Here is a 25,930-nt window from a genome sequence, read left to right as displayed (position 1 = left end):
GTACGACGGACGTGGCCGCAGGGTGACCCGCAGGTACGGGGTGCGATCTCCTCCGGGGTAGGACGCGTCACGGGCATCCCGGCTCTACCGTGGGCGGCGCCATGGCAGCAGGAACCGACGAACCCCCGCCGCGCCACCCGGCGCACGGCCTGCTCGACACCGTGGCGGCCACGATCTGGTCCGGCCGGCTCAGCCCGCCGGACGGCCGGCTCCGGTTGCCGAGCGGACCGGTACGACCACGCCGGGGTCGGCTGGTCGGGGGCGTCTGCGCCGGGCTCGCCCGGAGCCTCGGCTGGAACGTGTGGTTCATCCGCGCGCTGCTGCTGATCATCAACGGCCCGCTGTACGTCCTGCTGTGGGTGCTGATGCCACCGGAGGGCCCGGACGGTCGGGCGACCGACACGCGTGGCCGCAACGTGGTGGTGTGGCTCGCGCTCCTCGGGCTGGGCGCGGGCACGGCCGCAGTCACCGCTGCGCAGCTGGCCGGCACCGGGGTGCCGACCGGCCCGGCGATCGTGGTCGGCGTGGCCGTCGGCACGGCCTTGCCGGTGCTGTCGTGGTCACCGTTGCTCGCGTGGCGCATCCTGGCGGTGGCCGAACTGCTCGGGCTGGTGGGCTTCGCCCTCTGGACCGACGGAGTCGTCCTACGGCTCTGGCCGTGGCCCATCCCCGGACTGTTCCTCCTCGCGCTGGTGCTCTTCCTGGTGGCGCTGCGCTACGAGCGGCGGATCGCGGCGTGTGCCGGGGCCGTGACGATCGTGGTCGACGTTGCGGTCGCACCGGCGCTGACCGCCGTGCCGCTGTACGCGCCACTGCTGCTCGCGCTGGTGATGGCCGCCGCTCTCGTACTGGGCGACAGCATCCGCACCCGGCGGCACGTCGAGCGGCGGCTCGCACAGGAGACCGATCGTCGACGTCAGGACCTCGCCCGCCAGGCGGTACTCGAAGAGCGGGCCCGCATCGCCCGGGATCTGCACGACGTGGTCGGCCACCACATGTCGATGATCGCGATCCAGGCGGAGGCAGCCGCATACAAGGTCCCGGACCTTCCCGAGCCGCTGCGCGTGCCCTTGACGATGATCAACCAGGCCGCGCGCGCAGCCCTGGCGGAGACCCGCAGGATCGTGGGCCTGCTGCGCGTCGACGACGCCGACGGACCCGCGGATGAGGACGCCGAGCCCGACGCCGAAAGGTTTCCCCCACCGGGGCTCGACGGCCTCGACGACCTGGTCGAGCGGGCCAGACGGTCAGGAATCGACGTGAGCGCGTCCGTCCTCGGTATCCCCGTGCCGTTGCCGATCGCCGTTGACGTCTCCGCGTACCGCATCGTGCAGGAGGCGTTGACCAACGTGGCGCACCACGCACCGGGGGCCAGTGCAGAGGTGGTCATCGGCTACCACCGGACATCGCTCGCGGTGCGGATCACCGATGACGGCCCGGTGCAGGGTCACCGCAGCACCACCGGCGGGGGCGGTCACGGACTGGTCGGCATGCGTGAGCGGGTCGCGATGCTGGGTGGCCGGCTCAGTGTCGGCCCGGCCGACGCCGGCGGCTTCGTGGTGTCGGCGCAGCTGCCAATCGGTGCCGAGAATGGACACTAGGTTCGCCGCATGACCATCTCCGTCGTGATCGCCGACGACCAGCTGATGGTGCGTGACGGGCTGGCCACGCTGCTCGCGGCCGCACCGGACATCGAGGTGATCGGGCAGGCGGCCGACGGACGCCAGGCCGTGGACATCGCGCGTGCCCTCGCGCCGGACGTGGTGGTGATGGACGTCCGCATGCCGGTGCTCGACGGAATCGCGGCCACAGCGGAACTGCTCGGTGACCCGCCGCACGAGCACGGCCCGCGCGTACTCGTGCTCACCACGTTCGATCTCGACGAGTACGTCTACGACGCGCTCGGCGCCGGGGCCAGCGGGTTCCTGCTCAAGGACGCTCCCACCGCCGACCTGGTCCACGCCGTCCGGGTGGTGGCAGGCGGCGAGGCGCTGCTCGCGCCGTCGGTCACGCGACGGCTCATCGCCGACTTCGCCAGGCGGCGGCGCGCCGGCACGACGCGTCCCGAGGCCGTCGGTGCACTGACCCCGCGTGAGCTCGAGGTGCTGCGGCTGGTCGCCCGCGGCATGTCCAACGCCGAGATCGCCGCGGTGCTGGTGGTGCGCGAACAGACCGTCAAGACCCACGTGGGCCGGGTGTTGATGAAGCTGGGCCTGCGCGACCGCACCCAGGCCGTGGTGTTCGCCTACGAGAACGGCATCGCCGCCCATGCGTAGCGAACCGACGGCACGGGCAGACGAGCCGCACTCAGCTCTTCCGCCCCCGCTTCTCGCGCACGCGCACCGAGATCCGCACCGGCGACCCGGTGAACCCGAACTCCTCGCGCAACCGGCGCTCGAGGAACCGCCGGTACCCCGCCTCCAGGAACCCGCTGGTGAACAGCACGAACGTCGGAGGGCGGGTCTGGGCCTGGGTGGCGAACAGCACCTTGGGCTGCTTCCCGCTGCGCACCGGCGGCGGGGTCGCCGCGATCACCTCGGCCAGCCAGCCGTTGAGCCGGCCGGTGGGGATCCGCCGGTCCCACGACGCCAGGGCGGTGCGCAACGCCGGCGCGATCTTGGCGACCGACCGCCCGGTCAGTGCGGACACGTTGACCCGCTCGGCCCACTGCACGCGCACGAGGTCCCGCTCCAGCTCCCGCTTCATCGCCAGGCGCCGGTCCTCGTCGACGAGGTCCCACTTGTTGAACACGAGAACCAGTGCCCGGCCGGCCTCCTCCGCCATGCCGATCACGCGCTGGTCCTGCTCGGCGATGGGCTCACTCGCGTCGATCAGCACGACCGCCACCTCGGCGGCCTCGATCGCCGCCCGCGTGCGCAGGCTCGCGTAGTACTCCATGCCGCTCGCCATATGGACGCGCTTGCGCAGGCCCGCCGTGTCGACGAACCGCCACACCTCGCCGTCGAGATCGACGAGCGAGTCGACGGGGTCGACGGTGGTGCCGGCGACGTCGTGGACGACCGACCGGACCTCGCCGGAGACGCGGTTGAGCAGGCTGGACTTGCCGACGTTGGGCTTGCCGACGAGCGCGACACGTCGCGGGCCGCCCACCCCGGTGCCCGGAAGGTCACGCGGGCTCTCCGGCAGCGCGTCGAGCACGGCGTCGAGCAGGTCGCCCGACCCGCGCCCGTGCAGGCCGCTGACCGGGTGGGGCTCGCCGAGTCCGAGGCGCCAGAGGGCGGCCGTGTCGGAGGTCAGCCGGTCGTCGTCGACCTTCGTGGCGGCGAGCAGGACCGGACGGTCCGAGCGGCGCAGCACCCTGGCCACGGCCTCGTCGGTGGCCGTGGCACCGACGCTCGCGTCGACCACCAGCAGCACCGCGTCGGCGGTCTGGATGGCCATCTCCGCCTGAGCGGCGACAGCGGCCTGCAGTCCGGTGGCGTCGGGCTCCCACCCGCCGGTGTCGACGAGGGTGAAGCGGCGGCCGTTCCACAGGGCGTCGTAGGCGATCCGGTCGCGGGTGACCCCCGGGATGTCCTGCACCACCGCCTCGCGGCGCCCGATCAGCCGGTTGACCAGCGTGGACTTGCCGACGTTCGGCCGCCCGACGACGGCGAGCACCGGCGCGGGCAGCAGCCCACCCGACTCGGGATCGCCGTCCGCCCCGGACGGGTAGCCGTCGTCCTCGTCGGCGCTCACGAACTCACCGGGATCGAGTCCCAGTGCCGCCATCGCGGCCACGTCCCCGCCGTCGCTCGGCCGGGCCTCGTTGCTCGGCCCCACCTGCGGGCCCTCGGTACCACTCACGTCCTGCTCCGAACATCATCGAGTTCTCGGACCATCCCGGCCAGTGCGGCCCGGACGGTCTCGGTGGCGGTGGTCAGGCCGGCCCGGCCACCACCGGCGGGGATGGTCAGCGACTCCCCCACCAATACGTCCACGTGCGGTCGCCATCGCCTCCCCGACCCGTTGCGGCGTCGGGTACCCCGGCAGACCACCGGAAGCACGACCGCACCGGAGGTGCGGGCCAGCCACGCGGCCCCGTGCTGGGCCGCGACGACCTCGCCGCTGCCGCGGGTGCCCTCCGGGAAGACCCCGATCAGGCCCCCGGCGCGCAGCACGTCGACCGCCACCGTCAACGCCCGCCGGTCCGGCGCCCCGCGGAGCACCGACAACTGCCCGATCCGCCGCAGCCACCAGCCGAGCGCTCCGGCGAACATCTCCTGCTTGGTGAGGAACACCGCGCGGCGCCCCAGTAGTCCGAACAACAGCGGTCCGTCGACCAACGAGCTGTGGTTGGCGACGAGCACGACCGGCCCGGACGCCGGGATGCGCTCCCGGTGGTGCACCCGCACACGGAAGAACGGGCCGAGCAGCCACGTGCCGATCCAGCGGGCCAGGTCGTGCAGCCACGGCCACGTGCCCGGCGGCAGATCGGCGCTCACGTCACCAGACCTCGCTCCCGCACCAGTCGCAGCAGCTCGGCCAGCACGTCGTCGACACTGAGCTCGTCGGTGTCCAGCACGACCGCGTCGGACGCGACCTGCAACGGCGAGGTCCTGCGCGTGGAGTCGAGCCGGTCGCGGCGCCGGACATCGGCCAGCACGACGGCGATGTCCCCGGTGCGTCCGGCCTTGCGGTCCTGGGCGCCCCGACGGGCGGCCCGGACGTGCTCCGAGGCCGTGAGGTACACCTTCAGCGGGGCGTCCGGCACGACGACGCTGCCGATGTCCCGGCCCTCCACCACGATGCCGCCGTCCACCACCGCGTCGGCCACGATCGTGCGCTGCCGCGCCACCAGCGCCGCACGCACGGCAGGCACGGCCGAGACCGCGCTCACCGCCGCCGTCACCGCAGGCCCCCGGATCTCGGCCTCGACGTCCTCACCCGAGAGCAGGATCCGCGGAGCGTCCGGGTCGACCACCGACTGCAGGTTCGGAACAGCGCCGAGCGCGATGCGTTCCGCCGCAGGGTCGGCGCCGTCGAGGCCCGCGCGCAGCACCGCGAGGGTGAGCGCCCGGTACATGGCGCCCGTGTCGAGGTAGGCGGCAGCGCAGGCACCGGCCAGCCGCCGTGACACCGTGGACTTCCCGGTGCCCGACGGGCCGTCCATCGCCACGACCCCGCGCAACCGCCCTGTCACCGTTCGCCCCTGTCCGGGCCAGCGGCCCACCACCTGCCGCGCGCCGACCGCGGATCGCCGACCATCATGCCGTGCGGGCCGCCGATGATCTCAGGTCGGGGGCCCGGCGAGCCCGCCGCCTACTGGGGCAGGTCCGTACGCAGGGCCGTCGCCCCACGCAGGTAGACGTGCCGCACCTCCGCACGCGCCCGCTCCGTCTCGACGTGTGCGAGCAGCCGCAGCGTGCGCGGCAGAGCCCCCGGCACCGCGATCTCCGACGCACAGAGCAGCGGCACATCGGTGAGGCCGAGCATCCGCGCCGCGTAGGCGGGGAACTCGGCGGTGAGATCGGGCGTGGCCGTGAAGACGATCGAGATGATGTCGTCCGCGGTGAGCCCGTTGCGGTCGAGCACCGCGGTGACCAGCTCGGCCGAACCGTCGAGGATCTCCTGGCGGGTGTCCCCGTCCACCTGGATGGCCCCGCGCACAGCACGAACCGCCACCTCTACATCCCCACCGAGCGGTACAGCGATCCCACCTCTTGCTGCGTGAGCGGGCGGAACCGGCCCGGCCGCTGGTCGCCGAGGCGTACGTCGCCGATCGCGGTGCGCACGAGCCGCTGCACCGGGAAGCCGACCTCGTCGAGCAGCCTGCGCACCACGTGCTTGCGCCCCTCGTGGATCACCAGCTCGACCAGCGAGCGGCCCGGGGTGGAGTCGACCAGCTTGAACGAGTGCACGGTGACCAGCCCGTCCTCCAGGTCGACGCCGTCGCGCAACCGGCGCCCGAGGCCGTGCGGCACCTGGCCCATGACCTCGGCGAGGTAGGTCTTCTCCACCTCGAACGACGGGTGCATCAGCCGGTGGCCGAGCTCGCCGTCGTTGGTGAGCAGCAGGAGGCCCTCGGTCTCGGCGTCGAGCCGCCCGACGTGGAACAGCCGGGCGCGGGGCGCGCCGTCGAAGTGCTCGTCGACGATGCCCCGCTCGACGACGAGGTCGCCGACGCAGGGCCGGCCCCGGTCGTCGGACATCGTGGAGAGGATCCCGCGCGGTTTGTTCAGGGCGAGGTGCACGAGGTCGTCGCGCAGCACGATCCGGGCGCCGTCGACGTGCACGACGGCCGTCTCCGGGTCGACCCGCCTGCCCATCTCGCGCACGATCTTGCCGTCGACACTCACCCGGCCCGCGGCGATCAGCTCCTCCGCCGCACGCCGGGACGCGACGCCGGCCTGGGCCAGCACCTTCTGCAGGCGCACGCCGTCGGGCCGGGCTCCGGTCGTCATTCCACTCATCTCAGTGCTCATGTCTCGTACTCATCGGTGGTGCTCATGTCTGGGCGCCTTGGTCGTCACAGCTCGTCGATCGCGTCCACGTCGGGCAGCAGCGGCGCCAGCGCGGGAAGCTCCTCCAGCGACGACAGCCCCAGCCGCTCGAGGAACAGCTCGGTGGTGCAGAACAACGTGCCCTGCGTGGAGTCGTCGACCCCGGCCTCCTGCACCAGCCCACGGGTGAGCAGGGTGCGCAGCACGCCGTCGCAGTTGACCCCGCGCACCGCCGACACGCGGGCGCGCGTGACCGGCTGCCGGTAGGCCACCACAGCCAGCGTCTCGAGGGCGGCCCGGGTGAGCCGGGCCCGCTGTCCGTCGAGCAGCAGGCGTTCGACGTAGGGGGCGTACTGGTCACGGGTGTAGAAGCGCCATCCCGCTCCGACGTGGCGCAGGTCGATGCCCCGCCCGGCTTCGGCGTAGCTCACCGACAGGCGCTGCAGCGCAGCCCGCACCCGCGCGACGGGCTGCTGCACGGCGAGCGCGAGCGTCTCGTCGTCGGTGGGTGCGTCGACCACCAGCAGCAGCGCCTCGAGCGCCGCGTCGAGCTCGGTGTCGCTCAGCACGACCTGCTCGACAGCGGCGCCGTCGGGGTCGGGGGCGCCGTCGGGCTCGGGGGTGGTGGTCACATCGGTGAGGCTCACGGGCCTGTCGTCACTCATCCCGCTCGTCGGGGCCGGCCGCTGCGGTATCGGGCCCGGATGCGTGTCCGGGCTGGTCAGCCGGACTCCAGCGTACCGTCAGCTCGCCGAACGGCTCCGGCTGCTCCAGATAGACGCTCGCCTCCCGGTACAGCTCCAGCAGCGCGAGGAAGCGGGCGACCACCTCGAGCGGCCCGGCGCAGTCGGCGGTGAGCACGGCGAAGGTGGCGACCCCCAGCTCGGCGAGCCGCTCTCGCAGCAGCGCGGCGTGCTCGGCCACCGACACCTTCGCGAAGTGCAGGTGGTCGAGCCCGACGGTGGGCGGCGGCTTGGGTCGGAACACCGAGGCCGCGAGGTCGGCGAACGTCTCGGGGTTGACGCCCAGCAGCACCTCGGGGAGCAGCACGGCGAAGCGCTCCTCCAGCGCCACCGACCGGGGGAACCGGCGCATCGCGCCGGCCTCGAGCTCCACGAACAGCGCCGCCACCTGCTTGTACGCGCGGTACTGCAGGAGCCGTGCGAACAGCAGGTCCCGGGCTTCGAGCAGCGCGAGGTCCTCGGCGTCCTCCACCTCGGCGTCGGGCAGCAGCCGGGCCGCCTTCAGGTCGAGCAGGGTGGCCGCGATCACCAGGAACTCGGTGGTCTCGTCGAGGTCGGCGTCGTCGCCGAGCGCGGTGAGGTGCGCGATGAAGTCGTCGGTGACGGTGTGCAGCGCCATCTCGGTGATGTCGAGCTCGTGCTTCCCGATCAGCTGCAGCAGCAGGTCGAACGGGCCCTCGAAGTTGTGCAGGCGCACCTGGAACCGGGGGCGGGTGCCCTCGGCCAGTGGCGGACCGTCCCCGATGGACGACCCGGTCTCATCGAGCAGCGTCACCGTGCGATGACCTCACGGGCCAGCAGGCGGTACGCCTCGGCACCGTTGGACGTGGGGGCCCACGAGGTGATGGGCTCGCCCGCCACCGTGGTCTCCGGGAAGCGCACCGTCCGGTTGATCACGGACTCGAACACCAGGTCACCGAACGCCTCGATCACCCGCTGGCGCACCTCGCGGGTGTGCAGCGTGCGTGGGTCGAACATCGTGGCCAGGATGCCGAGGATCTTCAGGTCGGGGTTGAGCCGCTCCTGCACCTTGTCGATCGTGTCCATCAGCAGCGCCACGCCCCGCAGGCTGAAGAACTCGCACGCCAGCGGGATGAGGATCTGGTCGGCGCACGCCAGCGCGTTGATCGTGAGCAGCCCGAGTGACGGCTGGCAGTCGATGAGGATGATGTCGTACTTGTCCAGCACCGGCTTGATCGCGCGGCCGAGCGCCTGCTCGCGACCGACCTCGGTGACGAGCTGCACCTCGGCGGCGGACAGGTCGATGTTGCTCGGCAGCAGGTCCATGCCCTCGACGGAGGTCTCGAGGATCACGTCCTCGATCTCCACGCCCCGCTCCATGAGCAGGTTGTAGATCGTGGTGTCGAGCTCGTGGGCCTGCACGCCCAGGCCGACCGAGAGTGCACCCTGCGGGTCGAAGTCGACGAGCAGCACCTTGCGGCCGTACTCGGCGAGAGCGGCACCGAGGTTGATGGTCGACGTCGTCTTGCCGACGCCGCCCTTCTGGTTGGCGACCGCGATGACCCGCGCCGGGCCGTGCTCGGTGAGCGGAGCCGGTTCCGGGACCTTCACATACGGCCTTCCCGCAGAGTCGGCAGCCACGTCCGGCTCGATACCGTCGTGATCGTCGGCATAGCTATCCTCGTCGAGCGGCTCCGGTTGGGGGGCGAAGGGCCGCGGTGTGTCCAATGCGGGCTCCGGTCTCTGGCGGGCGACCCCACGGAGGGCCGATCCGGGCAGACTAGGAGGCCGACTTGACGACGGGCAACGCGCCCCGCCGTACGGCGGCCGACCGATCGACCTCAACTGGCCGACCGGAGGCCCACGTTACCCGTGGTGACGGCCGGCCGTTCGGGCGGCGCCCGCTCACACCGGACGGGTGATCAGCTCACCAGCAGCCACGCGATCACGTACGGCGTCGCCATCGCCCGGGAACGCGGCATCCCGGTCCACACCCGGCTCGAGGACGTGCCCGGCTGCGCCGTGGCGGCCGGCGGCTGAGCACCTACCCGAGAGCCCGCGGGTGCGACGTCGCGTAGACCTCGCGCAGCGTGTCGACCGTGACGCTGGTGTAGATCTGCGTGGTGGTCACCGACGCGTGGCCGAGCAGCTCCTGCACCACTCGGACGTCCGCTCCGCCCGCGAGCAGGTGCGTGGCGAAGCAGTGCCGCAGCGTGTGCGGCGAGACGGCGGCAGAGAGCCCGGCCGCCTCCGCCGCGGCGCGCAGCACGTGCCAGGCACTCTGCCGGGACAGCCGCCCGCCGCGGGCGTTGACCAGCAGTGCCGGGGTGCCCCGTCCGCGGGCGGCGAGGCCGGGACGCGCCCGCACCAGGTAGGCCTCGACCGCGGCGAGCGCGGGGCGCCCCACCGGGACTATCCGCTGCTTGCCGCCCTTGCCGCGCAGCAGCACCGTGCGGTTCGCGGCGTCGAGGTCGTCCCGGTCGATCCCGACGGCCTCCGAGATCCGCGCTCCGGTGGAGTACAGCAACTCGAGCAGGGCCCGGTCACGCAACGGTCCCGGCCCCTCCCCGATGCACCCGGCCAGCAGCTGTTCGACCTGGTCGAGGGACAGAGCGCGGGGCAGCCGCGCCGGCAGGGCGGGCGGGCGCACCTCACGGGCGACGTCCTCGGCCAGCAGGCCGTCCCGCACCGCGAACCTGTGCAGTCCGCGCACGGCCGCGAGGGCACGGGCGGCCGAGGACGCCGCGAGCGGGGACGGACCGCTGCGCAGCGCCACCACGAACCCGGCGACGTCGTCCTCCCGCACGGCGGCGAGGTCGTCGATCCCGCGGGCCGCCAGGTGCTCGAGGTAGCGCCGCAGGTCGGTGCCGTAGGAGCGCAGGGTGTTGGCCGCACTCCCCCGCTCCACCATGAGGTGGTGCAGGAAGGCCTCCACGACGTCACCAGGCCGGGCACCCACGGGAGCATCCTGCCGCACGGACCCGCCCCCACCTTGCAGCAAAGCCACTTTCACGCAACGACGTTGCATGAAAGTGGCTTTGCTGCAACGGGGCGGGGGCCGGTCGGGGGCCGGTCAGCTCAGCGCCGGGATCACCTCGCGCTCGAACATCTCGATGCCCGAGCGGTCGTAGGCCGCCTCCGGGAAGTTGAAGATCCCGTAGGTCAGGCCCATCTCCCGCAGCGCCCCGAGCCGCTCGACGATCTGGGCCGGGGTGCCGAAGGTGGTGGTGCCGCGCGTCTCGTTCACCACGGCCTCGGCCTTCTCCGCGCCGATGTACGGCTCGATCCGCGCCCTGGTGGCGGCCAGCCGCTTCTCGGCGTCGGCCTCGGTCTCGCCGATGGCCACGCGGAAGTTCGACGAGCGGACGATGGCGTCGAAGTCGGTGCCGACCGTCTCGCAGTGCTGCCGCAGCAGTTCGGACTTGTGGGTGAAGACGTCGGGCTCGCCGGTGAAGTTGGTGTAGCGGGCGTACTTCGCCGCGATCTTCAGCGTCACCTTCTCCCCGCCGCCCGCGATCCACAGCGGGATGCCGCCGTCCTGCAACGGCAGGGGCCGGACGATGGCGTCACTCACCTGGTACTGCTTGCCGTCGAGCGTCGCACGGCCCTCGGTCCAGGCCTGACGCATGATCTGGACGCCCTCGTCGAGCATCTGCAGGCGCTCCCGGGCGGGCGGGAACCCGTAGCCGTAGGCACGCCACTCGTGCTCGTACCAGCCGGCGCCGATGCCCATCTCGATGCGGCCACCCGAGACGATGTCGCAGGTGGCGGCCACCTTCGCCAGGTAGACGGGGTTGCGGTAGCTCATGCAGGTGCACATCTGCCCGAGTCGCACCCGCTCGGTGACGGCGCCGAACGCCGACATGAGCGTCCAGGCCTCGTGGGTGGCCTCCTCGGTGGGGACGGGCACGGTGTGGAAGTGGTCGAAGACCCAGATCGACTCCCACGGGCCGGCGTCGGCGTGCTGCGCGAGGCCCTTCATGGTGTGCCACTGCTCGTGAGGGTCGATGCCGACGAGGTCGTGTCGCCATCCTTGGGGAACGAACATTCCGAAGCGCATTCCGGTCACGGACTTCCATACTAGTCTCGATCACCCGTTGACACCGAACGTGCACGGCACGACGTGCAGTCCGCGTCGGGGTCCTCTCGACGGCCGCCGGATCGGCACACTGGACGTCGATACCCGACAGCGGCCGCTGTGCTCGCTCATGCCGCGCGCCGCGGCGCCGCTCCCGCCACCGCACGTACGAGGGAGACGACATGAGCACCGCCCCGACGACCACGCCCGCCACCGTCGCACCCGACCTCCTGATCCTGGCCATGGACCACCGCGCGTCGCTGGCCCGGACCGTCTACGACTGGCGAGACCCCCTGACCGACGAGCAGGCGGCACGGATCGCCGACGGCAAGCAACTGGTCTTCGCGGGCCTTCGCGCCGCGCTCGACCGCGGTGCCCCGGCCGGGGCCGGGGTGCTGGTCGACGAGCGATTCGGCGCGCCCGTCGCCAGGGCGGCACGCGGGGCAGGCCTGAGCCTCGCCATGCCGATCGAGCGCTCCGGGCAGGAGTGGTTCACCCTGGAGTACGGCTCCCTGTCCGACGGACAGTGGCTGGAGCACGTCGCCGACTTCGACCCGGACTACGTGAAGGTCCTGGTGCGCGACAACCCCGGCTTCGATCTCCGGGCCCGCCGCGAGCAGCAGGACGCGCTCGCCCAGGTGACTGGTGAGCTGCACCGGGCCGGACGACGGCTGCTGCTCGAACTGCTGGTGCCGCCCACGCCCGAGCAGCACGAGAACCTCGGCGACGACTACGACCGCGCGCTGCGTCCCCCGCTGACCGAACAGGTCATCACCGACATGCAAGGGGCCGGAGCAGCACCGGACATCTGGAAGATCGAGGGCCTGGACCTGGCCGAGGACGCCGAGCGCGTCGTCGCCGCCGCGCGTCAGGGCGGCCGCGACGACGTCCGGTGCGTGGTGCTGGGACGCGACGCCGACCAGTCACAGCTCGACCGCTGGCTGCGCGTGGCCGCCGGGGTCGACGGCTTCCACGGCTTCGCCATCGGACGCACCATCTGGGAGAAGCCGCTGCTCGCGCACGTCCGCGGCGAGCTCGACGAGACCGGCGTGGTCGATCAGGTCGCCACGGCCTACCGGCACTACGCCGACACCTACCACTCGGCCTGAGCGGCGGGGGGGCCGGAGCTGACCAACGGGAAGAAACGCCCGGTACCGTCGCTCCCATGAGCACGTCCGACCCCCGTCCGATCCGGATCGGCAACGCGGAGCGGGAGGCCGCCGTGCGCGCGCTCGGCGACCACTACGCACAGGGCAGGCTCGACCAGGACGAGTTCGAGGAACGTGTGACCGCGGCGTACGCCGCCCGCACCTCCCGCGATCTGGCGCCCCTGTTCGAGGACCTCCCCGGCGGCGACGAGCAGCCCACCACCGTGCTGCCGGCTCCGCCCGCCGTCGCCGCGCCGTTCTCCCCTGCCGCGCGTCACCCGCACGACCTCGCGGCGCCCTACGGCCGCGACCCGGCGACCGGCGCGCCCTACTCCGACCGCTACAAGGTCGCGGCCGGGGTGATGCAACTGCTGCTGCCGTTCGGGATCGGGCGGTTCTACACCGGGCACACCGGCATCGCGGTCGCCCAGCTCGTGCTGAGCTTCGCCGGGATCGGCCTGCTCTGGGCGTTCATCGACGGCATCGTGATCCTCGCCGGCCGGCCGACCGACCGCCACGGACGCCCGCTGCGTCCCTGAGGCGGGCGCTACTTCCGGCGCGACCGTTCGGCGAACTGCGTCGGCCTGTCCGGCCACGCCGCGTCGGCAGGCCGCGCTGCCGTCGGCGCTCCGGAGAGGACGTGCGCCGCGAGCACCCCCGCCACCGTCGCCGCGTTGACGATCGTGCCGGACAGCACCATCCGCACCGCGACGGACAGCGAGACCCAGCGCGTGGTGAGGTCGGACTCCTCGTCGTCGCCCAGGTCCGGCCGGCCCACCTCGGTGATGCCGCGCGCGAGGTAGATGCGCACCGACTCGTCGGAGAACCCGGGGGACGGCACCACGTCGAGCAGCGTGGACCAGTCGGCGGCGACCAGCCCGGCCTCCTCAGCGAGCTCCCGCTTCGCCGTCTCGAGCGGGTCCTCCCCGTCGACGTCGAGCAGCCCGGCAGGCAGTTCCCACAGCCGCCGCCGCACCGCGTGGCGGTACTGGTGGATCATCATCAGCCGGTCGTCGGCGTCCAGGGCCGCGATCGCGACGGCTCCCGGATGCTCCAGGATCTCCCGGACGGCCACCTTCCCGCCCGGCATCACCACCTCGTCGGAGCGCAGGGCCATCACCGCACCGGCGTAGATGTCCGTGCTGGCCTTCACGGGGAAGTCGTGGCGGGGAGCGCTCATGACGCGGCCCCGTTGACGGCCGCCGCCGCGCGTTCCCGGGGCGGTAACTCCACCGGCAGCCGGTCGGCGGCCCGGTAGTCGAGGGCGGCCCGCACGAAGGCGCTGAACAACGGGTGCGGACGGGTCGGGCGGCTCTTGAGCTCCGGGTGGGCCTGGGTCCCGACGAAGAACGGGTGCTTCTCCGCCGGTAGCTCGACGAACTCCACCAGCGTGCCGTCGGGCGACGTGCCCCCGAACACCAGCCCGGCCTCCTCCAGCCGCTTGCGGTAGGCGTTGTTGACCTCGTAGCGGTGCCGGTGCCGCTCGGACACCTCACGGGTCCCGTACGCCTTCGACACGACCGTGCCGGCACCGAGGACGGCCGGGTAGGCGCCGAGCCGCATCGTGCCGCCCATGTCACGCTCGCCGGCGACGACGTCGCGCTGATCGGCCATCGTGGAGATCACCGGGTGCGGGGTGCGCTCGTCGAACTCGCTGGAGTTGGCGTCCCCGAGGTTCGCGAGCGACCGCGCCGCCTCGATCACCATGCACTGCAGCCCGAGGCACAGCCCGAGCGTCGGGATGCCGCGGGTGCGGGCGTGCCGGACGGCGCCGAGCTTGCCCTCGATGCCGCGCACCCCGAAACCGCCGGGGATCAGCACCCCGTCCATGCCCTCCAGCGCGGCCGCCGCCCCCGCGGGGGTGCGGCACTCGTCGGACTGGACCCACACGATCTCGACACGGGCCCGGTGGGCGAACCCACCTGCCCGCAGCGCCTCGGTGACCGACAGGTAGGCGTCCGGCAGGTCGACGTACTTGCCGACCAACGCGATACGCGCCGTCTCGTCGGGGTGGTGCACGCGGTCGAGCAGGTCGCCCCAGACCGTCCAGTCGACGTCGCGGAAGGGCAGGGAGAGCCGCCGCACCACGTAGGCGTCGAGCCCCTCGCGGTGCAGCACGCGGGGGATGTCGTAGATCGACGGGGCGTCCGGCGCGGCGACGACACCGTCGGTCTCCACGTCGCACATGAGGCTGATCTTGCGCTTCATCTCGTCCGGGATCTCCCGGTCGGCACGCAGCACGAGCGCGTCGGGCTGGATACCGATGTTGCGCAGCGCCGCGACCGAGTGCTGCGTCGGCTTGGTCTTCAGCTCGCCCGACGGCGCGAGGTAGGGCACCAGTGACACGTGCAGGAAGAAGCAGTTGTCCCGCCCGACGTCGTGGCGGACCTGGCGCACCGCCTCCAGGAACGGCAGCGACTCGATGTCGCCCACCGTGCCACCGACCTCGGTGATCACGACGTCGGGAGTGGTCCCGTCGTCGTCGGGTTCGCCCATCGCGAGGATGCGGTCCTTGATCTCGTTGGTGATGTGCGGGATGACCTGCACGGTGTCGCCGAGGTACTCACCACGGCGCTCCTTCGCGATCACCGACGAGTAGACCTGGCCGGTGGTGACGTTGGCGTTGCCGTGCAGGTTGCGGTCGAGGAAACGTTCGTAGTGGCCGATGTCGAGGTCGGTCTCGGCGCCGTCCTCGGTGACGAACACCTCGCCGTGCTGGAACGGGTTCATGGTGCCGGGATCCACGTTCAGATAGGGATCCAGCTTCTGCATGATCACCCGCAGCCCGCGGGAGGTGAGCAGTTGTCCGAGGCTCGAAGCCGTCAGACCCTTACCCAGCGAGGACGCGACCCCGCCGGTGACGAACAGATGACGCGTCGCGCGTGGGTGCACGGGGTTTCAGGGTACATAGGACGACGGGGACCGGCCGCCCCCACCCGCGTGTTGTGCGACTACCCGCCCGATTGAGCCCGCTGTCGCAGCAGAAACGGTGACGGACGGCTCACGTCCGGCCCCCCTGCGTGGCCGATCGCTGGTCCGAACGGTCACGCGGCCGGGGCCACCCCGTCCGCCGCCGACATCGCGGTGCCGTAGCGCCCGGCGCGCCCGTCGAGCTGCTCGCGCAGGGCCAGCACCGCTGATACCTGACCGGCGCCCGTCTGCACGTCGTCGACCGTGGAGAGGGACGCGGTGACGTTCGGGTCGGACCGGGCCACCCCCACCGCACCCATGGCGTCGGCCGAACCGGTGCGCCCGGCCAGCACGGCCCCACCGCCCGCCCGGTCGAGCTGCGCAGCCAGGCGCGCCGTGACGGCCGCGGCGTCGGCGCCGTCTACGCCGGGAACGGCGCCGCCGGTGAGCACGAGCACGAGGTCGGCGGGCCGGGGCCGCTCCCCGGGGGAGACGAACCCGGCCGACGTGAGCCCGGTGAGCACCGCGTCGGCCTGCTCCGGGGAGACCTGCCCGGACGAGGCCAGCACGACGCCGCCGAGCAGGCCGCCCACCAGGCTGCCGGTGTCGGACGCCGCGGGCAGCTGCGCCCCGGTGGGCAGCAGCTGGGAGGTGAGCTCGCGGAGCTGGTCGGCGCGGGCGGGGTCGCCGACGGCGTCGGTCAGGGCGATCTCGCCGGTCACGGTGGCACCGGCCGGATCGAGCAGGGCACGCACGGCGTCCCGGTCGCCCTGGTCGGCTCCCGCGGTGACCAGCACGACCGAGCGGCCCTGCAGCAGCCCCCGGACCGCTGCCGGCCCCGTGCGCCGCGCGAACTCGTCGGAGCCGCGCTGCGCGGCGGCCAGCGCGTCGCGTTGGGCCGTGAGGGTCTGCACCTGACCGCCGAGGTCGTCGGCCCTGGTGGCGACGGCCGAGAGCAACCGGTCGGACACGCCGCTGGCGCCCAGGACGACACCGATCGCCAGCGCGAGGAACACCGCGGTGATCGATATCGCGTGGTAGCGCAGCGAGATCATCGGAACAGACCCCTGACCTGCCCCACGAGCGTGGCCCAGACCTGGGACAGCCAGACCAGCACCGCGTCACCCGCGTCCGACACCAGCAGCGCGGTGACCACGGCCACCACCGCCGCCGCGATCATCAGCAGCACCGCTCCCGAGGAGATCCGGCTGCGGTAGAGGGTGGCGATCACACGACCGTCGACGAGGGTGCCGCCGAGCTGCAGGCGGGTGAGGAACGTGGACGCGATGCTTCCCGAGCGCCCACGGTCGAGGAACTCGGCCATGCTCGCCGACAGCCCCACCGTGACCACGAGCGACGCGCCGTGGTGGGCGGCGATCAGCAGCGCGAGGTCCTCGGGGTTGGCGGAGCTCGGGAACGTGACCGCGCCCGTCCCGAGGTCCTGCACGCGGTGCAGCCCCGGCGCGTGGCCGTCGGAGAAGGCCGGCACCACGACGTCGGCGCCGGACGTCAGTGCCTCGTTGGACACCTCGCCGGGGTCGCCGACGATGAGATGCGGCTGGTACCCGGCCGAGAGGAGGGCGTCGGCGCCCGCGCCGACACCCACCAACACCGGCTTGTACTCGCGGATGTAGTGCTTGAGCCGGGCGAGCTCCGCCGCGTGGTCGAAGCCTGCGGCGACCACGAGCACCTGCCGGTCGGCCAGGTCGACATCGACGTCGGGGACACCGGCACCGTCCAGCAGCATCGCGCGCTCGCGCCGCATGAACTCGATGGTGTTGGCGGCGAACGCCTCGAGCTGGTGGGTGAGCCCGGACTTGGCCTCCACCATGGCGTCGGCCACGGTGTCGGCGGTCTGCTCGACCCCGTCGGCCAGGTGCAGATCCCCGGCGTAGACGGCACCGTCGAGCAGCCGGATCCGGCTGCCGTCCTTGATCGCGTGCAGCGCCTCGGCCCCGACGTTGTCCACCAGCGTGATGCCGGCGTCGATGAGCACCTCGGGTCCGAGGTTCGGGAACCGCCCGGAGATCGACGGGGAGGCGTTGACGACGGCGGTCACCTCGGCCGCGACGAGGGCGTCGGCTGTGGCGCGGTCGAGGTCGACCTGGTCGAGCACGGCGATCTCGCCCTGCTTGATGCGACGGAGCAGACCGTCGGTTCGCCGATCGACCCGCGCGACGCCGGACAGCCCCGGCAGCTCGGGCCGCGAGCGGTGCAGCAGACCGGACAACTTCATTCCAGGCACCCGCCTTCCATGAACGCACTGTGGCATCTGGGCCTGGTGATACGAGGAAGGCACGCCGGGAGGAACCCCGACCGTCCACCTTCCGACGGGTGGCTCCACCCCAGGTGGCGGGGTGGGGTGAGGCGCGACCTTCAGGCGCGGCTGGGCGCCTTCTTGCGGTTCCGGGGCGTGGCCGCGTCGGTGGCTGCGCCGTGGGGACGGGCCCGATCGGCCTCACGGTGGGCCCGGGCGGCTCCCAGCAGCTCCTCGGCGTGGGCACGACCGGTGTCGGTGTCGTCGAGCCCGGCCAGCATCCGCGCGAGCTCGACGATGCGGTCGCTCTCGGCCAGCGTCCGCACCCGGCTGCGGGTGGGGCCGGAGCCGTTGCGCGCCGTCTTGTCGACCACCAGATGCCGGTCGGCGTACGCCGCGACCTGGGGCAGGTGGGTCACCACGATCACCTGGTGGCGCGCCGCGAGGCGGGCCAGCCGGCGCCCGATCTCGACCGCGGCGCGGCCCCCGACACCCGCGTCGACCTCGTCGAACACCATCGTGGGAACGGGGTCGGCCCCGGCGAGCGCCACCTCCAGCGCCAGCATCACGCGCGAGAGCTCACCACCGGATGCGCCCTTGTGCAGCGGCAACGGCGTGGCACCGGCGTGGGCGACCAGCCGCAGCTCCACCTCGTCGACGCCGTCGGTGCCGGCCACGAGGGTGGCGCCGCCGACCCGCAGTGCATCGGCGGCCCCCGGTCCGGCCTCGCGGGGAAACACCTCCACGAGCAGCCGCGCGTCCTGCATCGCCAGGCCGCCCAGCTCCGCCGTGGTGTCGGCGGCCAGGCGGGCGGCGGCCTCGGTGCGGGCCGCCGTGACGGCCGCCGCGTGCTCGGCCAGCTCGACGCCCAGCTCGTCGCGGCGGGCGGCGAGTGCGGCGAGGGCCTCGTCGGAGGTGTCGAGCCCGGCCAGCCGTTCCCTCGCGGCGTCGGCCCAGGCGAGCACGCCGTCGATGTCGGCCGCGTACTTGCGGGTGAGCGCCTTGAGCTCGGCCTGCCGCGTGAGCACCTCCGACAGCCGTTCCGGGTCGGCGTCGAGGCGGTCGAGGTAGCCGGTGAGCTCCGTGCCGACGTCGCCGAGCAGCGCGAGCACCTCCCCCAGCCGCGCGTCCAGCGCGGTGAGGTCGGGGTCGCCTGCGCCGGCGAGCCGGTGGCGCGCGTCGCCGATCAACGCGAGCGCACCGGGGGTGTCCAGGTCGCCGTCCTCCGGACCCACCAGCGCCAGCTGGGCACTGGATGCGACCTCGCGCAGGTCGTCGGCCGCGGACAGCCGGTGGGCCAGGTCGACCAGCTCCACGTCCTCACCCGGCCGCGGATCGACCGCCGTGATCTCCGTGAGGCCGTGGCGCAGCAGGTCGGCCTCCTGCGCGAGCCGGCGTGCGCCGTCGCGCCGCTCGACGAGCTCGGCCGCCACCCGCTGCCACTCCGCGCGGACGGCGCGGTAGCGCTCCAACGGCAGGCCGACCCCGTCGCCGGCGAACCGGTCGAGCAGGGCCCGCTGCTCAGCGGGGCGCAGGAGCCGCAGCTGGTCGTTCTGACCGTGGACGGCCAGCGTGGCCTCCGCGAGCCGCGACAGCACCCCGACCGGCACCGAGCGCCCGCCCAGATGGGCCCGGGACCGGCCGTCGGCACCCACGGTGCGCACCGCGATGAGCGTGCCGTCGTCGTCGGCGTCGGCGCCCACCTCGTCGGCCACCTTCATCGCCGCCGGGTCGGCACTGAAGCGACCCTCCACGACGGCGCGCCGCGCACCCTCGGCGACGCGCGAGGACTCCGCGCGGCCACCCCCGAGCAACGACAGCCCCGTGACGACCATGGTCTTGCCCGCGCCGGTCTCACCGGTGAGCACCGTGAGCCCGGGATCCAGTTCGAGCGTAGCGTCGTCGATCACGCCGAGGCCCTGGATCCGCATCTCGGCCAACATGGGGCGAAGCGTACGGCGCCGAACCGACAACGCCTCAGTTGCCGGACTGCGGCGCGCCCCGCCATCCCCGAACGGGCAGGTCGAACTTGCGCACCAGCCGGTCGGCGAAGGGCTGCCCGTCCAGCCGGACCATCCGCACCGGGGTGGCGCTGCGGGCGAGCTCCACCCGCGCTCCGGGCGGCAGCGCCACGGTGCGCCGTCCGTCGCAGTCGAGCACCGCGGGCGGCCCCGACGGGTCGACCTCGATGGCCACCTCGCTGTCCGGGGCGATCACCATCGGCCGGGCGAACAGCGCGTGCGCGTTGCTCGGCACCAGCAGCAGCGCCTCGACCTGCGGCCACACCAGCGGGCCACCCGCGGAGAACGCGTAGGCGGTGGATCCCGTCGGCGTCGCGCAGAGCACGCCGTCGCACCCGAACGCGGAGACCGGCCGGCCGTCCACCTCGAGCACCACCTCGAGGATCCGTTCCCTGCTGACCTTCTCGACGGTCGCCTCGTTGAGCGCCCACGTGCGGGCGAGCACGTGCCCGTCGAGACGGGCGACGGCGTCGAGCGTCATGCGTTCCTCGACGCAGTAACCGCCCTCCACGATGGCGTCGAGCGCCTCGTCGAGCGACTCCTCCTCGGCCTCGGCCAGGAAGCCGACCCGCCCGAGGTTCACCCCGAGCAGCGGCACCCCCACCGGCCGGGCCATCTCCGCGGCCCGCAGCAGCGTGCCGTCCCCGCCCAGCACGAGCACCACCTCGGCGGTCTCGGCGCATCCGGGACGGCCGTCGACGATCCGCGGGGCGAGCGGAGCAGGCAGGTCGCCGTTCTGGACCTCGGCCCACTCCTCCCCCAGCACGCGCAACCGGATGCCGGAGGCGGCGAGCCGGTGTGCCACCGCCGCCGCCGTGCGCCGGTTGGTCTCCCGCCCGGAGTGCAGGACGACCAGAACCTCCCGTGTCACGGGCCCTCCTCGATCGCCGCGGCCAGCACCGCGTCCCCAGCGTCGACGCCGTGGCGGGACAGCCGCAGAAAGAACTCGACATTGCCGGACGGGCCGGGCAGCGGGCTCGCCACCGCCCCCAGCAGGACCAGCCCCGACGCCCGCGCCGCGGTGGTGACCTCGGTGAGCGCGTCGAGCCGCAGGCCCGCGTCGCGGACCACCCCGCCCGAGCCGAGCCGCTGGCGGCCCACCTCGAACTGCGGCTTGACCATCGGCAACAGCTCACCGTCCTCGCGGGTGCACGCGACGAGTGCAGGGAGCACGGTACGCAGCGAGATGAACGACAGGTCGGCGACGACCAGGTCGACCGGTCCGCCGATCGCCGACGGTTCCAGAGCGCGCACGTTGGTGCGGTCGTGCACGTGGACCCGCTCATCGCTGCGCAGCCGCCACACGAGCTGCCCGTAGCCGACGTCGACCGCCACGACCTCGGCGGCCCCTCGGTCGAGCAGCACGTCGGTGAACCCGCCGGTCGACGCGCCCGCGTCGAGGCAGCGCCGCCCCGTGACGTCCACGCCGAACGCGTCCAGGGCGCCGATCAGTTTGTGGGCGCCGCGGGAGGCCCACTCACGTTCGTCGGTCTGCGTGACCGTCACCGGGGTGTCCCGGTCGACGACGGTGGCGGCCTTGCCCGCCGGTACGCCGCGGACCGCGACCCGCCCCTGCTCGATCAGCTCTCCGGCCTGCTGCCGGGAGCGGGCGAGGCCCCGGCGCACCATCTCGGCGTCGAGGCGAGCTCGGGTGACCACCGTCACGCAGCGCCGGAGGTTCCCGCAGCGAGCGCCTCGCCCAGCGCGGCGTGCACGCGCTCGAACACCTCCACGTGCTCGGCGAGCGGCCGGTCGCCCAGCGCGTCGAGACCCGCCATCGCGCGGGAGACGATCTCCTGCGGATCCGCTGGTACTGGTGGGGGCCCCGGCCTGGGGACGGTCATGAATGCGCTCCCGCGTTGTCGGTCCCGGTGGCACGGCGCGCTCCGTCGGCCAGGGATGGGGCACCGTCCACACCACCCACGGTAGCCGAGGATGTGTCGGCCCCGGCGAGCCCGAGAGCCCGCAGGGCACGCGCGGCATCCGGGCCGTCGGCCGTCACGACGGCGGGTCCGCCGCCCGCGCCCCAGTGCACGGAGCACAGCGTGCGGAGCGCGTCGAGCGGGTCCGTGCCCCCGTCCGCCGTGAGCGTCAGCGCGCCGTGGCCGGTGACACGCGCACCCCAGCCGGGCCGCACTCCGGGGGCGAGCTCCTCGGGAGCCCGGGTGAGCGCTCCCAGGTCGGCGTCGACGTAGTCGGGCCGCAGCGCGGGCGGCACGGCGAGCAGCTCCGCCGGGTCGGAGACACCGGTCAGGACGAGCAGGGTGGGCAGGCCGGCCGCGCGCCCACCCTCCACGTCGCTGTCGAGCCGGTCGCCCACCATCAGGGCGGCCTTCGCCCCGGTGCGCTCCACCGCGCTGTACAACAGACCGGGAGCGGGCTTCCCCGCCACCTGCGGCTCCCGCCCGGTGGCGACCCGCAGCACCGAGACCATGGCCCCGTTGCCGGGCAGCAGACCACGTTCGGTCGGCAGCGTGGAGTCGAGGTTGCACGCGACCCACACGGCCCCGGCCCGGAGCGCGACCGATGCCTCGGCCAGCAGCCGCCACCCGGTGTCCGGGCTGTGGCCCTGCACCACCGCCACGGCGTCCTCCGCGCGTTCGGTCACGGCCAGCCCGACGCCGACGACCTCGGCGGCCAGGGCGTCGGTGCCGACGACGAGCACCCGCGACCCGGCCGGGAGCTGCTTCGCGAGCATCGCCGCCGCCGCCTGCGAGCTGGTGACCACGTCCCCGTCACCGGCCGGGTAGCCGAGCTCGGCCAGGTGGGCCGCCACGTCCGACGGCCGCCGGGAGGCGTTGTTCGTGACGTAGCTGGTGGGCACACCGCGCTCCCGGGCGGCCTTCACGGCCTCCACCGCCCCGGGCACGGCGAGCTGCCCGCGGTACAGCGTGCCGTCCAGGTCGGCGAGTACGACGTCGTGCTTGCTCAGCAGATCGGTGGCGCTGTCGGTCACGACCGTGCATCCCCTCTCGGCGCGGCCGGATCCCCGCGCACCTCGGCATCGGCACCCGCGGCAGGAGTGCCGGCGGCCTCGCCGATCGTGGCGTCGCCGCTGCCGTCCGCCGCCGTGTCGTCCGTCACGACCTCGGTGCCTGCGGCCTCGGCATCACCAGCCACGGCGTCACCGTCAGGGGCGTCATTCCCTGCGGTTGCCGTGTCAGCGCCGGTCTCGGCGCCGTCGTCATCCCCGACCTTCTCGGTCGGAGCGTCGTGGCCCACGACCTCAGGGTGCGTGGCTGCAACGGCGGTGTCGCTCACGGCGGCGTCCGCGGTGTCGTCGCCCGCGTCCGTCGGACCGTCCGGGACATCGGCATCCGCACCGGGACGGTCGGAGGCCGGTTCCCCGGACTCGTCGGCGACGTCCCCGCCGGCCGGGAGGTCGGTCAGGTCCTCCGGGCCGAACTCGACGTCGTCCTCCGGGAGCAGCGGCTCCCCGGTGAGCTCGGCGATGCGGATCTCGGCGTCCGTCTCGCCGTCGGCGTCGGCGTTGGCGGCGTGGACGAACCACTCCAGCGCATCCGACTCTCGACCGGCCGCGAGGAGGTTGTCCGCGTGGGCGTAGAAGAGCCTGCTGCTCCACGGCTCGCGCCGCGCCGGGTCCAGCTCCGGCACCTGCAAGCCGATCACAGCGGCGTCGAGCTCACCCAGGTCGCGCCGCGCACCTGCAGCCACGATGAGCAGCTCGATGGCCTCGGCCCGGCCCAGCTCGCGGACCTCGGGCCCGCGGCTCAGGTCGAGCGCGCGCTCCGGACGACCCAGTGCGCGTTCGATGTCGGCCATCACCGCGAGGTGCCCAGGTCCCCCGCCCATCCGGCGGGCGGCCCGCAGCTCACTCAGCGCCTCCGCCCATTCACCGGCGTGGTAGGCCGCGATGCCCGCGGCCTCCCGCACCACGGCGATCCGGGAAGCGCGGGTGCGCGCGAACCGCGCGTGCTCGAGAGCGAGTTCGGGATCGTCGTCGACGAGCATTCCCGCGGCCACGAGGTGGCGCGCCACGCTGTCGGCGGTGTCCTTCTGCAGGCCACGCAGGTCCCGGCGCACCTCGGGGTCGAGGCCCGCGGTGGTGATGTCGTCGCTGAGCGGCGGCTCGGCGACCCGCGCGACGGGCACGCCCTCGGTCGGGCGGGAGCGGCCCGAGCGCTCGGAGGATCGGCCACCACCGGCGGCGCCGGCTCTGGGCCCCCCGCTCCTGGCCCCGGCGCCACGGCCGTAGCTGCTCGCACTACGGTCACGCGCCGGTCCGCGGTCGCCCGACCGGTCACCGCGCCCGCGCGCCTCACCGGACGGCCGGTCACTGCGGGCACTCGGGCGGCGCTCGCCGCTGCGGTCCTGGGAACCGGACGGCCGCTCATTTCCGACGCTCGACCGGCGCTCGGCGCCTTGGTCCTCGGAACCCGACTGCTGCTCATCGCCGACGCTCGACCGGTGGTCGGTGCCGCCGTCGCTGCCGGCGCCCGCCGGGCGGTCACCGCTGCGGTCGTCGCGGTCCTCCGCGGCCGCCGACCGGGCAGCGGGCCGCTCCGCGTCCTGTCGCTCCGTGGGCGCAGCGCTCACCGACTCGTCGGTCCGGGTGCCGCGCTCGTCGCCGCGGTCGGTACTGCCGTGCTCCCGAGCGGCACTCGGCCGGTCGTCCTGCCGACTCGAGGTGGGGCCACTCCCCCTGGTCCCCGGCCGGTCGCTCCTGCTCTCCGAGCGGTCGTCCCTCGAGCGCTCCGCGCTCTTGTCGTACGGACGGCCGGCACTGCGGCCGCCGGAGTCGGCTGCGCGGAAGCCACCGCGGCCGCCCCGGTCGTCCCCGCGGTATCCACCGCGGTCGTCTCCGCGATAACCGCCACGGTCATCGGTCCGGGAGGCACCACGGTCGCCGCCGGCGGCACTGCCACCGCGATAACCGCCACGATCGTCGCTGCGCTGGCCGCCCTTGTCGTCGCGCCGATACCCGGCCCGGTCGCCACCCGAGCTCCCGCCGCGATAACCACCGCGGTCATCCGCACGGGAACCACCGGCATTCCCGCGAGAACCACCGCGGTCGCCACGCTCGTCCGCGCGAGAACCACTGCGGTCACCACCGGTGTTTCCGCCGCGATAACCGCCCCGGTCACCACCGGTGTTTCCGCGGTAGCCCCCGCGATATCCGCCGCGGTCGCTCCCGGGACCGCCGCGGTCGCCGCCGGCGTCGCTGCCGCGGTCCGACCCGGCCTTTCCGCGGAAATCGCTGCCGCGAGACTCGCTCCCCCGGAAATCATTGCCCCGGAAATCGCTGCGCCCACTCTCACCGCCTCGGTATCCGCCGCGGCTCGCACCGGTATTGCCGCGGTATCCACCGCGGTCTCCCCGGTCGTCTCTGCGGTAGCCACCCGAGCTCCCGCGGTTCCCGCCGCGGTCGTCCCCGCTGCGATCTCCGCCGGCACCGCGATAGCCACCCCGGTCCCCGCGGTCGTCCCCGCGGGCCCGGCCCTGGTAGCCACCGCGGTCGTCACCCGTCGACCGCTCGTACCGTGGGGTGCCACTCCCGCGCTCATCCCGGTCACGACTCCACGGCGCTGCTCCCGCACCCCGGTCCTCCCGGTTCCCACCGCGCGGGGAGTCGGACGGCCGCTGCCCGCCAGATCGACGCTCGGACCAGCCGCTACCGCTCCTGGGGCGGTCCTCGGACCAGCCTCGGCGATCCGTGCCCCCGGTCCGGTCGGCGCCGGTCCGGTCACCACGGCTGCCGCGGTAGCGGTCGCCTCCCGAAGCCTCGTCGCGGCGCGGGTACGAGCTGCGGTCCGCGTCGGACCGCCGGCCGCCCGCACCGCCGGAGCGGGGCCTGTCGGATCCCTCGGATCCCCGGTCGTACCTGCTGTTCCCCTGGTAGCCGGACCGGCCTCGATCACCGGAACGGTCGGTGCCACGCCTGTCATCCCGGGCACGGTCGTCCCGCCGTGCCGCGTCCCGGCCGGAGCCCCCGGCACCACGTGCCGGTGCTCCCGCGCCCCCGTACGACTCGCTGCGGGGCCGGTAGCCCCGGTCGGACTCCCGGGACCCACCACCGGACCAGCCCGAGCCGACGCGGCCGCCGGCTCCTCCTGCACGTGCGTCACGACGGCCGCGTTCTGCACCGCGACGCTCATCACCGCGCTCCGGGCGGTCTCCACGGGCACGTGTCTGTCGGCTGTCGGGTCCCCTGGCGCCGTCGCGATCATCTCGTCGCGGGCGGTTATCGCCGGAACCATCCGCGATACTCACCTGCAGAGGATACAAAAAAGTGGGCCCCCGCCAGACGGCGGGGGCCCACAAACAGTTTGATGTCGGCGGCGACCTACTCTCCCACACCCTAACGAGTGCAGTACCATCGGCGCTGGAGGGCTTAGCTTCCGGGTTCGG

General features: G+C 73.5%; 25 protein-coding genes and 1 rRNA gene. 5 read left to right on the top strand and 21 right to left on the bottom strand.

Annotation, left to right across the window (positions count from 1 at the left end; genetic code table 11):
* The first annotated feature begins 101 nt into the window (after positions 1-101).
* Positions 102-1,601 (top strand): ATP-binding protein, encoded by a 1,500-nt coding sequence (locus HF577_RS16255; protein WP_169396699.1) that lies wholly within the window; start codon positions 102-104, stop codon positions 1,599-1,601.
* Between the two features lie 9 nt (positions 1,602-1,610).
* Positions 1,611-2,276: a response regulator transcription factor gene (locus HF577_RS16250; protein WP_169396698.1), complete on the top strand. Its 666-nt coding sequence runs from the start codon at positions 1,611-1,613 to the stop codon at positions 2,274-2,276.
* Between the two features lie 31 nt (positions 2,277-2,307).
* On the opposite strand, the gene der is transcribed toward HF577_RS16250, so the two are convergent.
* From der to HF577_RS16210, 8 genes are all read right to left on the bottom strand, one after another.
* Positions 2,308-3,732 carry a ribosome biogenesis GTPase Der gene (der, locus tag HF577_RS16245; protein ID WP_169396717.1) on the bottom strand — a complete coding sequence of 475 codons (1,425 nt, stop codon included), beginning with the start codon at positions 3,730-3,732 and terminating at the stop codon, positions 2,308-2,310.
* 71 nt (positions 3,733-3,803) lie between these two features.
* On the bottom strand, positions 3,804-4,445 hold the full coding sequence (locus tag HF577_RS16240; protein ID WP_169396697.1) for a lysophospholipid acyltransferase family protein: 642 nt from the start codon (positions 4,443-4,445) through the stop codon (positions 3,804-3,806).
* The gene (cmk, locus tag HF577_RS16235) at positions 4,442-5,113 is read right to left on the bottom strand and encodes a (d)CMP kinase (protein WP_169396718.1); all 672 of its coding nucleotides are present in this window, start codon (positions 5,111-5,113) and stop codon (positions 4,442-4,444) included. Before cmk ends, HF577_RS16240 begins: the two co-directional genes overlap by 4 nt.
* 149 nt (positions 5,114-5,262) lie before the next feature.
* A complete protein-coding gene (gene aroH, locus HF577_RS16230) occupies positions 5,263-5,625 on the bottom strand; it encodes a chorismate mutase (RefSeq protein ID WP_169396696.1) in 363 nt (120 codons plus the stop codon).
* A gap of 2 nt (positions 5,626-5,627) precedes the next feature.
* Complete coding sequence (locus HF577_RS16225) at positions 5,628-6,425, bottom strand: pseudouridine synthase (protein ID WP_407692212.1); 798 nt, start codon at positions 6,423-6,425, stop codon at positions 5,628-5,630.
* A gap of 44 nt (positions 6,426-6,469) precedes the next feature.
* Positions 6,470-7,168 (bottom strand): SMC-Scp complex subunit ScpB, encoded by a 699-nt coding sequence (gene scpB, locus HF577_RS16220; RefSeq protein ID WP_407692214.1) that lies wholly within the window; start codon positions 7,166-7,168, stop codon positions 6,470-6,472.
* The gene (locus HF577_RS16215) at positions 7,101-7,955 is read right to left on the bottom strand and encodes a segregation and condensation protein A (protein WP_211174372.1); all 855 of its coding nucleotides are present in this window, start codon (positions 7,953-7,955) and stop codon (positions 7,101-7,103) included. The genes scpB and HF577_RS16215 overlap by 68 nt, the downstream gene beginning before the upstream one ends.
* A 2-nt stretch (positions 7,956-7,957) precedes the next feature.
* Positions 7,958-8,800 (bottom strand): ParA family protein, encoded by an 843-nt coding sequence (locus tag HF577_RS16210; RefSeq protein WP_407692213.1) that lies wholly within the window; start codon positions 8,798-8,800, stop codon positions 7,958-7,960.
* A gap of 222 nt (positions 8,801-9,022) precedes the next feature.
* Between HF577_RS16210 and HF577_RS37520 the strand changes: the two genes are divergently transcribed.
* Positions 9,023-9,187: a hypothetical protein gene (locus HF577_RS37520; protein WP_211174364.1), complete on the top strand. Its 165-nt coding sequence runs from the start codon at positions 9,023-9,025 to the stop codon at positions 9,185-9,187.
* Between the two features lie 4 nt (positions 9,188-9,191).
* Here HF577_RS37520 and HF577_RS16200 read toward each other — a convergent pair whose 3' ends face one another.
* Both HF577_RS16200 and HF577_RS16195 read right to left on the bottom strand, forming a co-directional pair.
* On the bottom strand, positions 9,192-10,106 hold the full coding sequence (locus HF577_RS16200) for a site-specific tyrosine recombinase XerD (protein WP_312859166.1): 915 nt from the start codon (positions 10,104-10,106) through the stop codon (positions 9,192-9,194).
* Positions 10,107-10,220: 114 nt separating this feature from the next.
* Complete coding sequence (locus tag HF577_RS16195; protein WP_169396714.1) at positions 10,221-11,207, bottom strand: LLM class F420-dependent oxidoreductase; 987 nt, start codon at positions 11,205-11,207, stop codon at positions 10,221-10,223.
* A gap of 200 nt (positions 11,208-11,407) precedes the next feature.
* Here HF577_RS16195 and HF577_RS16190 point away from each other — a divergent pair, with 200 nt between their 5' ends.
* Both HF577_RS16190 and HF577_RS16185 read left to right on the top strand, forming a co-directional pair.
* Positions 11,408-12,334: a 2-deoxy-5-keto-D-gluconate 6-phosphate aldolase domain-containing protein gene (locus tag HF577_RS16190; protein ID WP_169396692.1), complete on the top strand. Its 927-nt coding sequence runs from the start codon at positions 11,408-11,410 to the stop codon at positions 12,332-12,334.
* A gap of 56 nt (positions 12,335-12,390) precedes the next feature.
* Positions 12,391-12,912, top strand: coding sequence for a DUF1707 domain-containing protein (locus tag HF577_RS16185; RefSeq protein ID WP_169396691.1), 522 nt, complete (start codon positions 12,391-12,393; stop codon positions 12,910-12,912).
* Between the two features lie 8 nt (positions 12,913-12,920).
* Here HF577_RS16185 and HF577_RS16180 read toward each other — a convergent pair whose 3' ends face one another.
* From HF577_RS16180 to rrf, 11 genes are all read right to left on the bottom strand, one after another.
* Complete coding sequence (locus HF577_RS16180) at positions 12,921-13,553, bottom strand: NUDIX domain-containing protein (RefSeq protein WP_169396690.1); 633 nt, start codon at positions 13,551-13,553, stop codon at positions 12,921-12,923.
* The gene (locus tag HF577_RS16175; RefSeq protein ID WP_169396689.1) at positions 13,550-15,265 is read right to left on the bottom strand and encodes a CTP synthase; all 1,716 of its coding nucleotides are present in this window, start codon (positions 15,263-15,265) and stop codon (positions 13,550-13,552) included. Before HF577_RS16175 ends, HF577_RS16180 begins: the two co-directional genes overlap by 4 nt.
* Positions 15,266-15,417: 152 nt before the next feature.
* On the bottom strand, positions 15,418-16,338 hold the full coding sequence (locus HF577_RS16170) for a copper transporter (RefSeq protein WP_169396688.1): 921 nt from the start codon (positions 16,336-16,338) through the stop codon (positions 15,418-15,420).
* A complete protein-coding gene (gene steA, locus HF577_RS16165) occupies positions 16,335-17,519 on the bottom strand; it encodes a putative cytokinetic ring protein SteA (RefSeq protein WP_169396687.1) in 1,185 nt (394 codons plus the stop codon). Before steA ends, HF577_RS16170 begins: the two co-directional genes overlap by 4 nt.
* Before the next feature lie 140 nt (positions 17,520-17,659).
* A complete protein-coding gene (gene recN / locus HF577_RS16160) occupies positions 17,660-19,483 on the bottom strand; it encodes a DNA repair protein RecN (RefSeq protein WP_169396686.1) in 1,824 nt (607 codons plus the stop codon).
* 34 nt (positions 19,484-19,517) lie between these two features.
* Entirely contained in the window at positions 19,518-20,432 is a 915-nt protein-coding gene (locus HF577_RS16155; protein ID WP_169396685.1) for an NAD kinase, read from the bottom strand.
* A complete protein-coding gene (locus HF577_RS16150; RefSeq protein WP_169396713.1) occupies positions 20,429-21,220 on the bottom strand; it encodes a TlyA family RNA methyltransferase in 792 nt (263 codons plus the stop codon). Before HF577_RS16150 ends, HF577_RS16155 begins: the two co-directional genes overlap by 4 nt.
* A gap of 2 nt (positions 21,221-21,222) precedes the next feature.
* On the bottom strand, positions 21,223-21,405 hold the full coding sequence (locus HF577_RS16145) for a hypothetical protein (RefSeq protein WP_169396684.1): 183 nt from the start codon (positions 21,403-21,405) through the stop codon (positions 21,223-21,225).
* Entirely contained in the window at positions 21,402-22,517 is a 1,116-nt protein-coding gene (locus HF577_RS16140) for an HAD-IIA family hydrolase (protein WP_169396683.1), read from the bottom strand. Before HF577_RS16140 ends, HF577_RS16145 begins: the two co-directional genes overlap by 4 nt.
* Positions 22,514-24,118: a tetratricopeptide repeat protein gene (locus HF577_RS38415; RefSeq protein WP_246266442.1), complete on the bottom strand. Its 1,605-nt coding sequence runs from the start codon at positions 24,116-24,118 to the stop codon at positions 22,514-22,516. Before HF577_RS38415 ends, HF577_RS16140 begins: the two co-directional genes overlap by 4 nt.
* Before the next feature lie 1,734 nt (positions 24,119-25,852).
* A 5S ribosomal RNA gene (rrf, locus tag HF577_RS40330) occupies positions 25,853-25,930 on the bottom strand; the annotation flags it as partial.

It is taken from the genome of Pseudonocardia xinjiangensis, from assembly GCF_012911925.1.
In the GTDB taxonomy this organism is placed as follows: Bacteria; Actinomycetota; Actinomycetes; order Mycobacteriales; family Pseudonocardiaceae; genus Pseudonocardia; species Pseudonocardia xinjiangensis.
The sequence above is the reverse complement of the archived record's forward strand: the minus strand, read 5'-3'. Positions and strand labels throughout refer to the sequence as shown.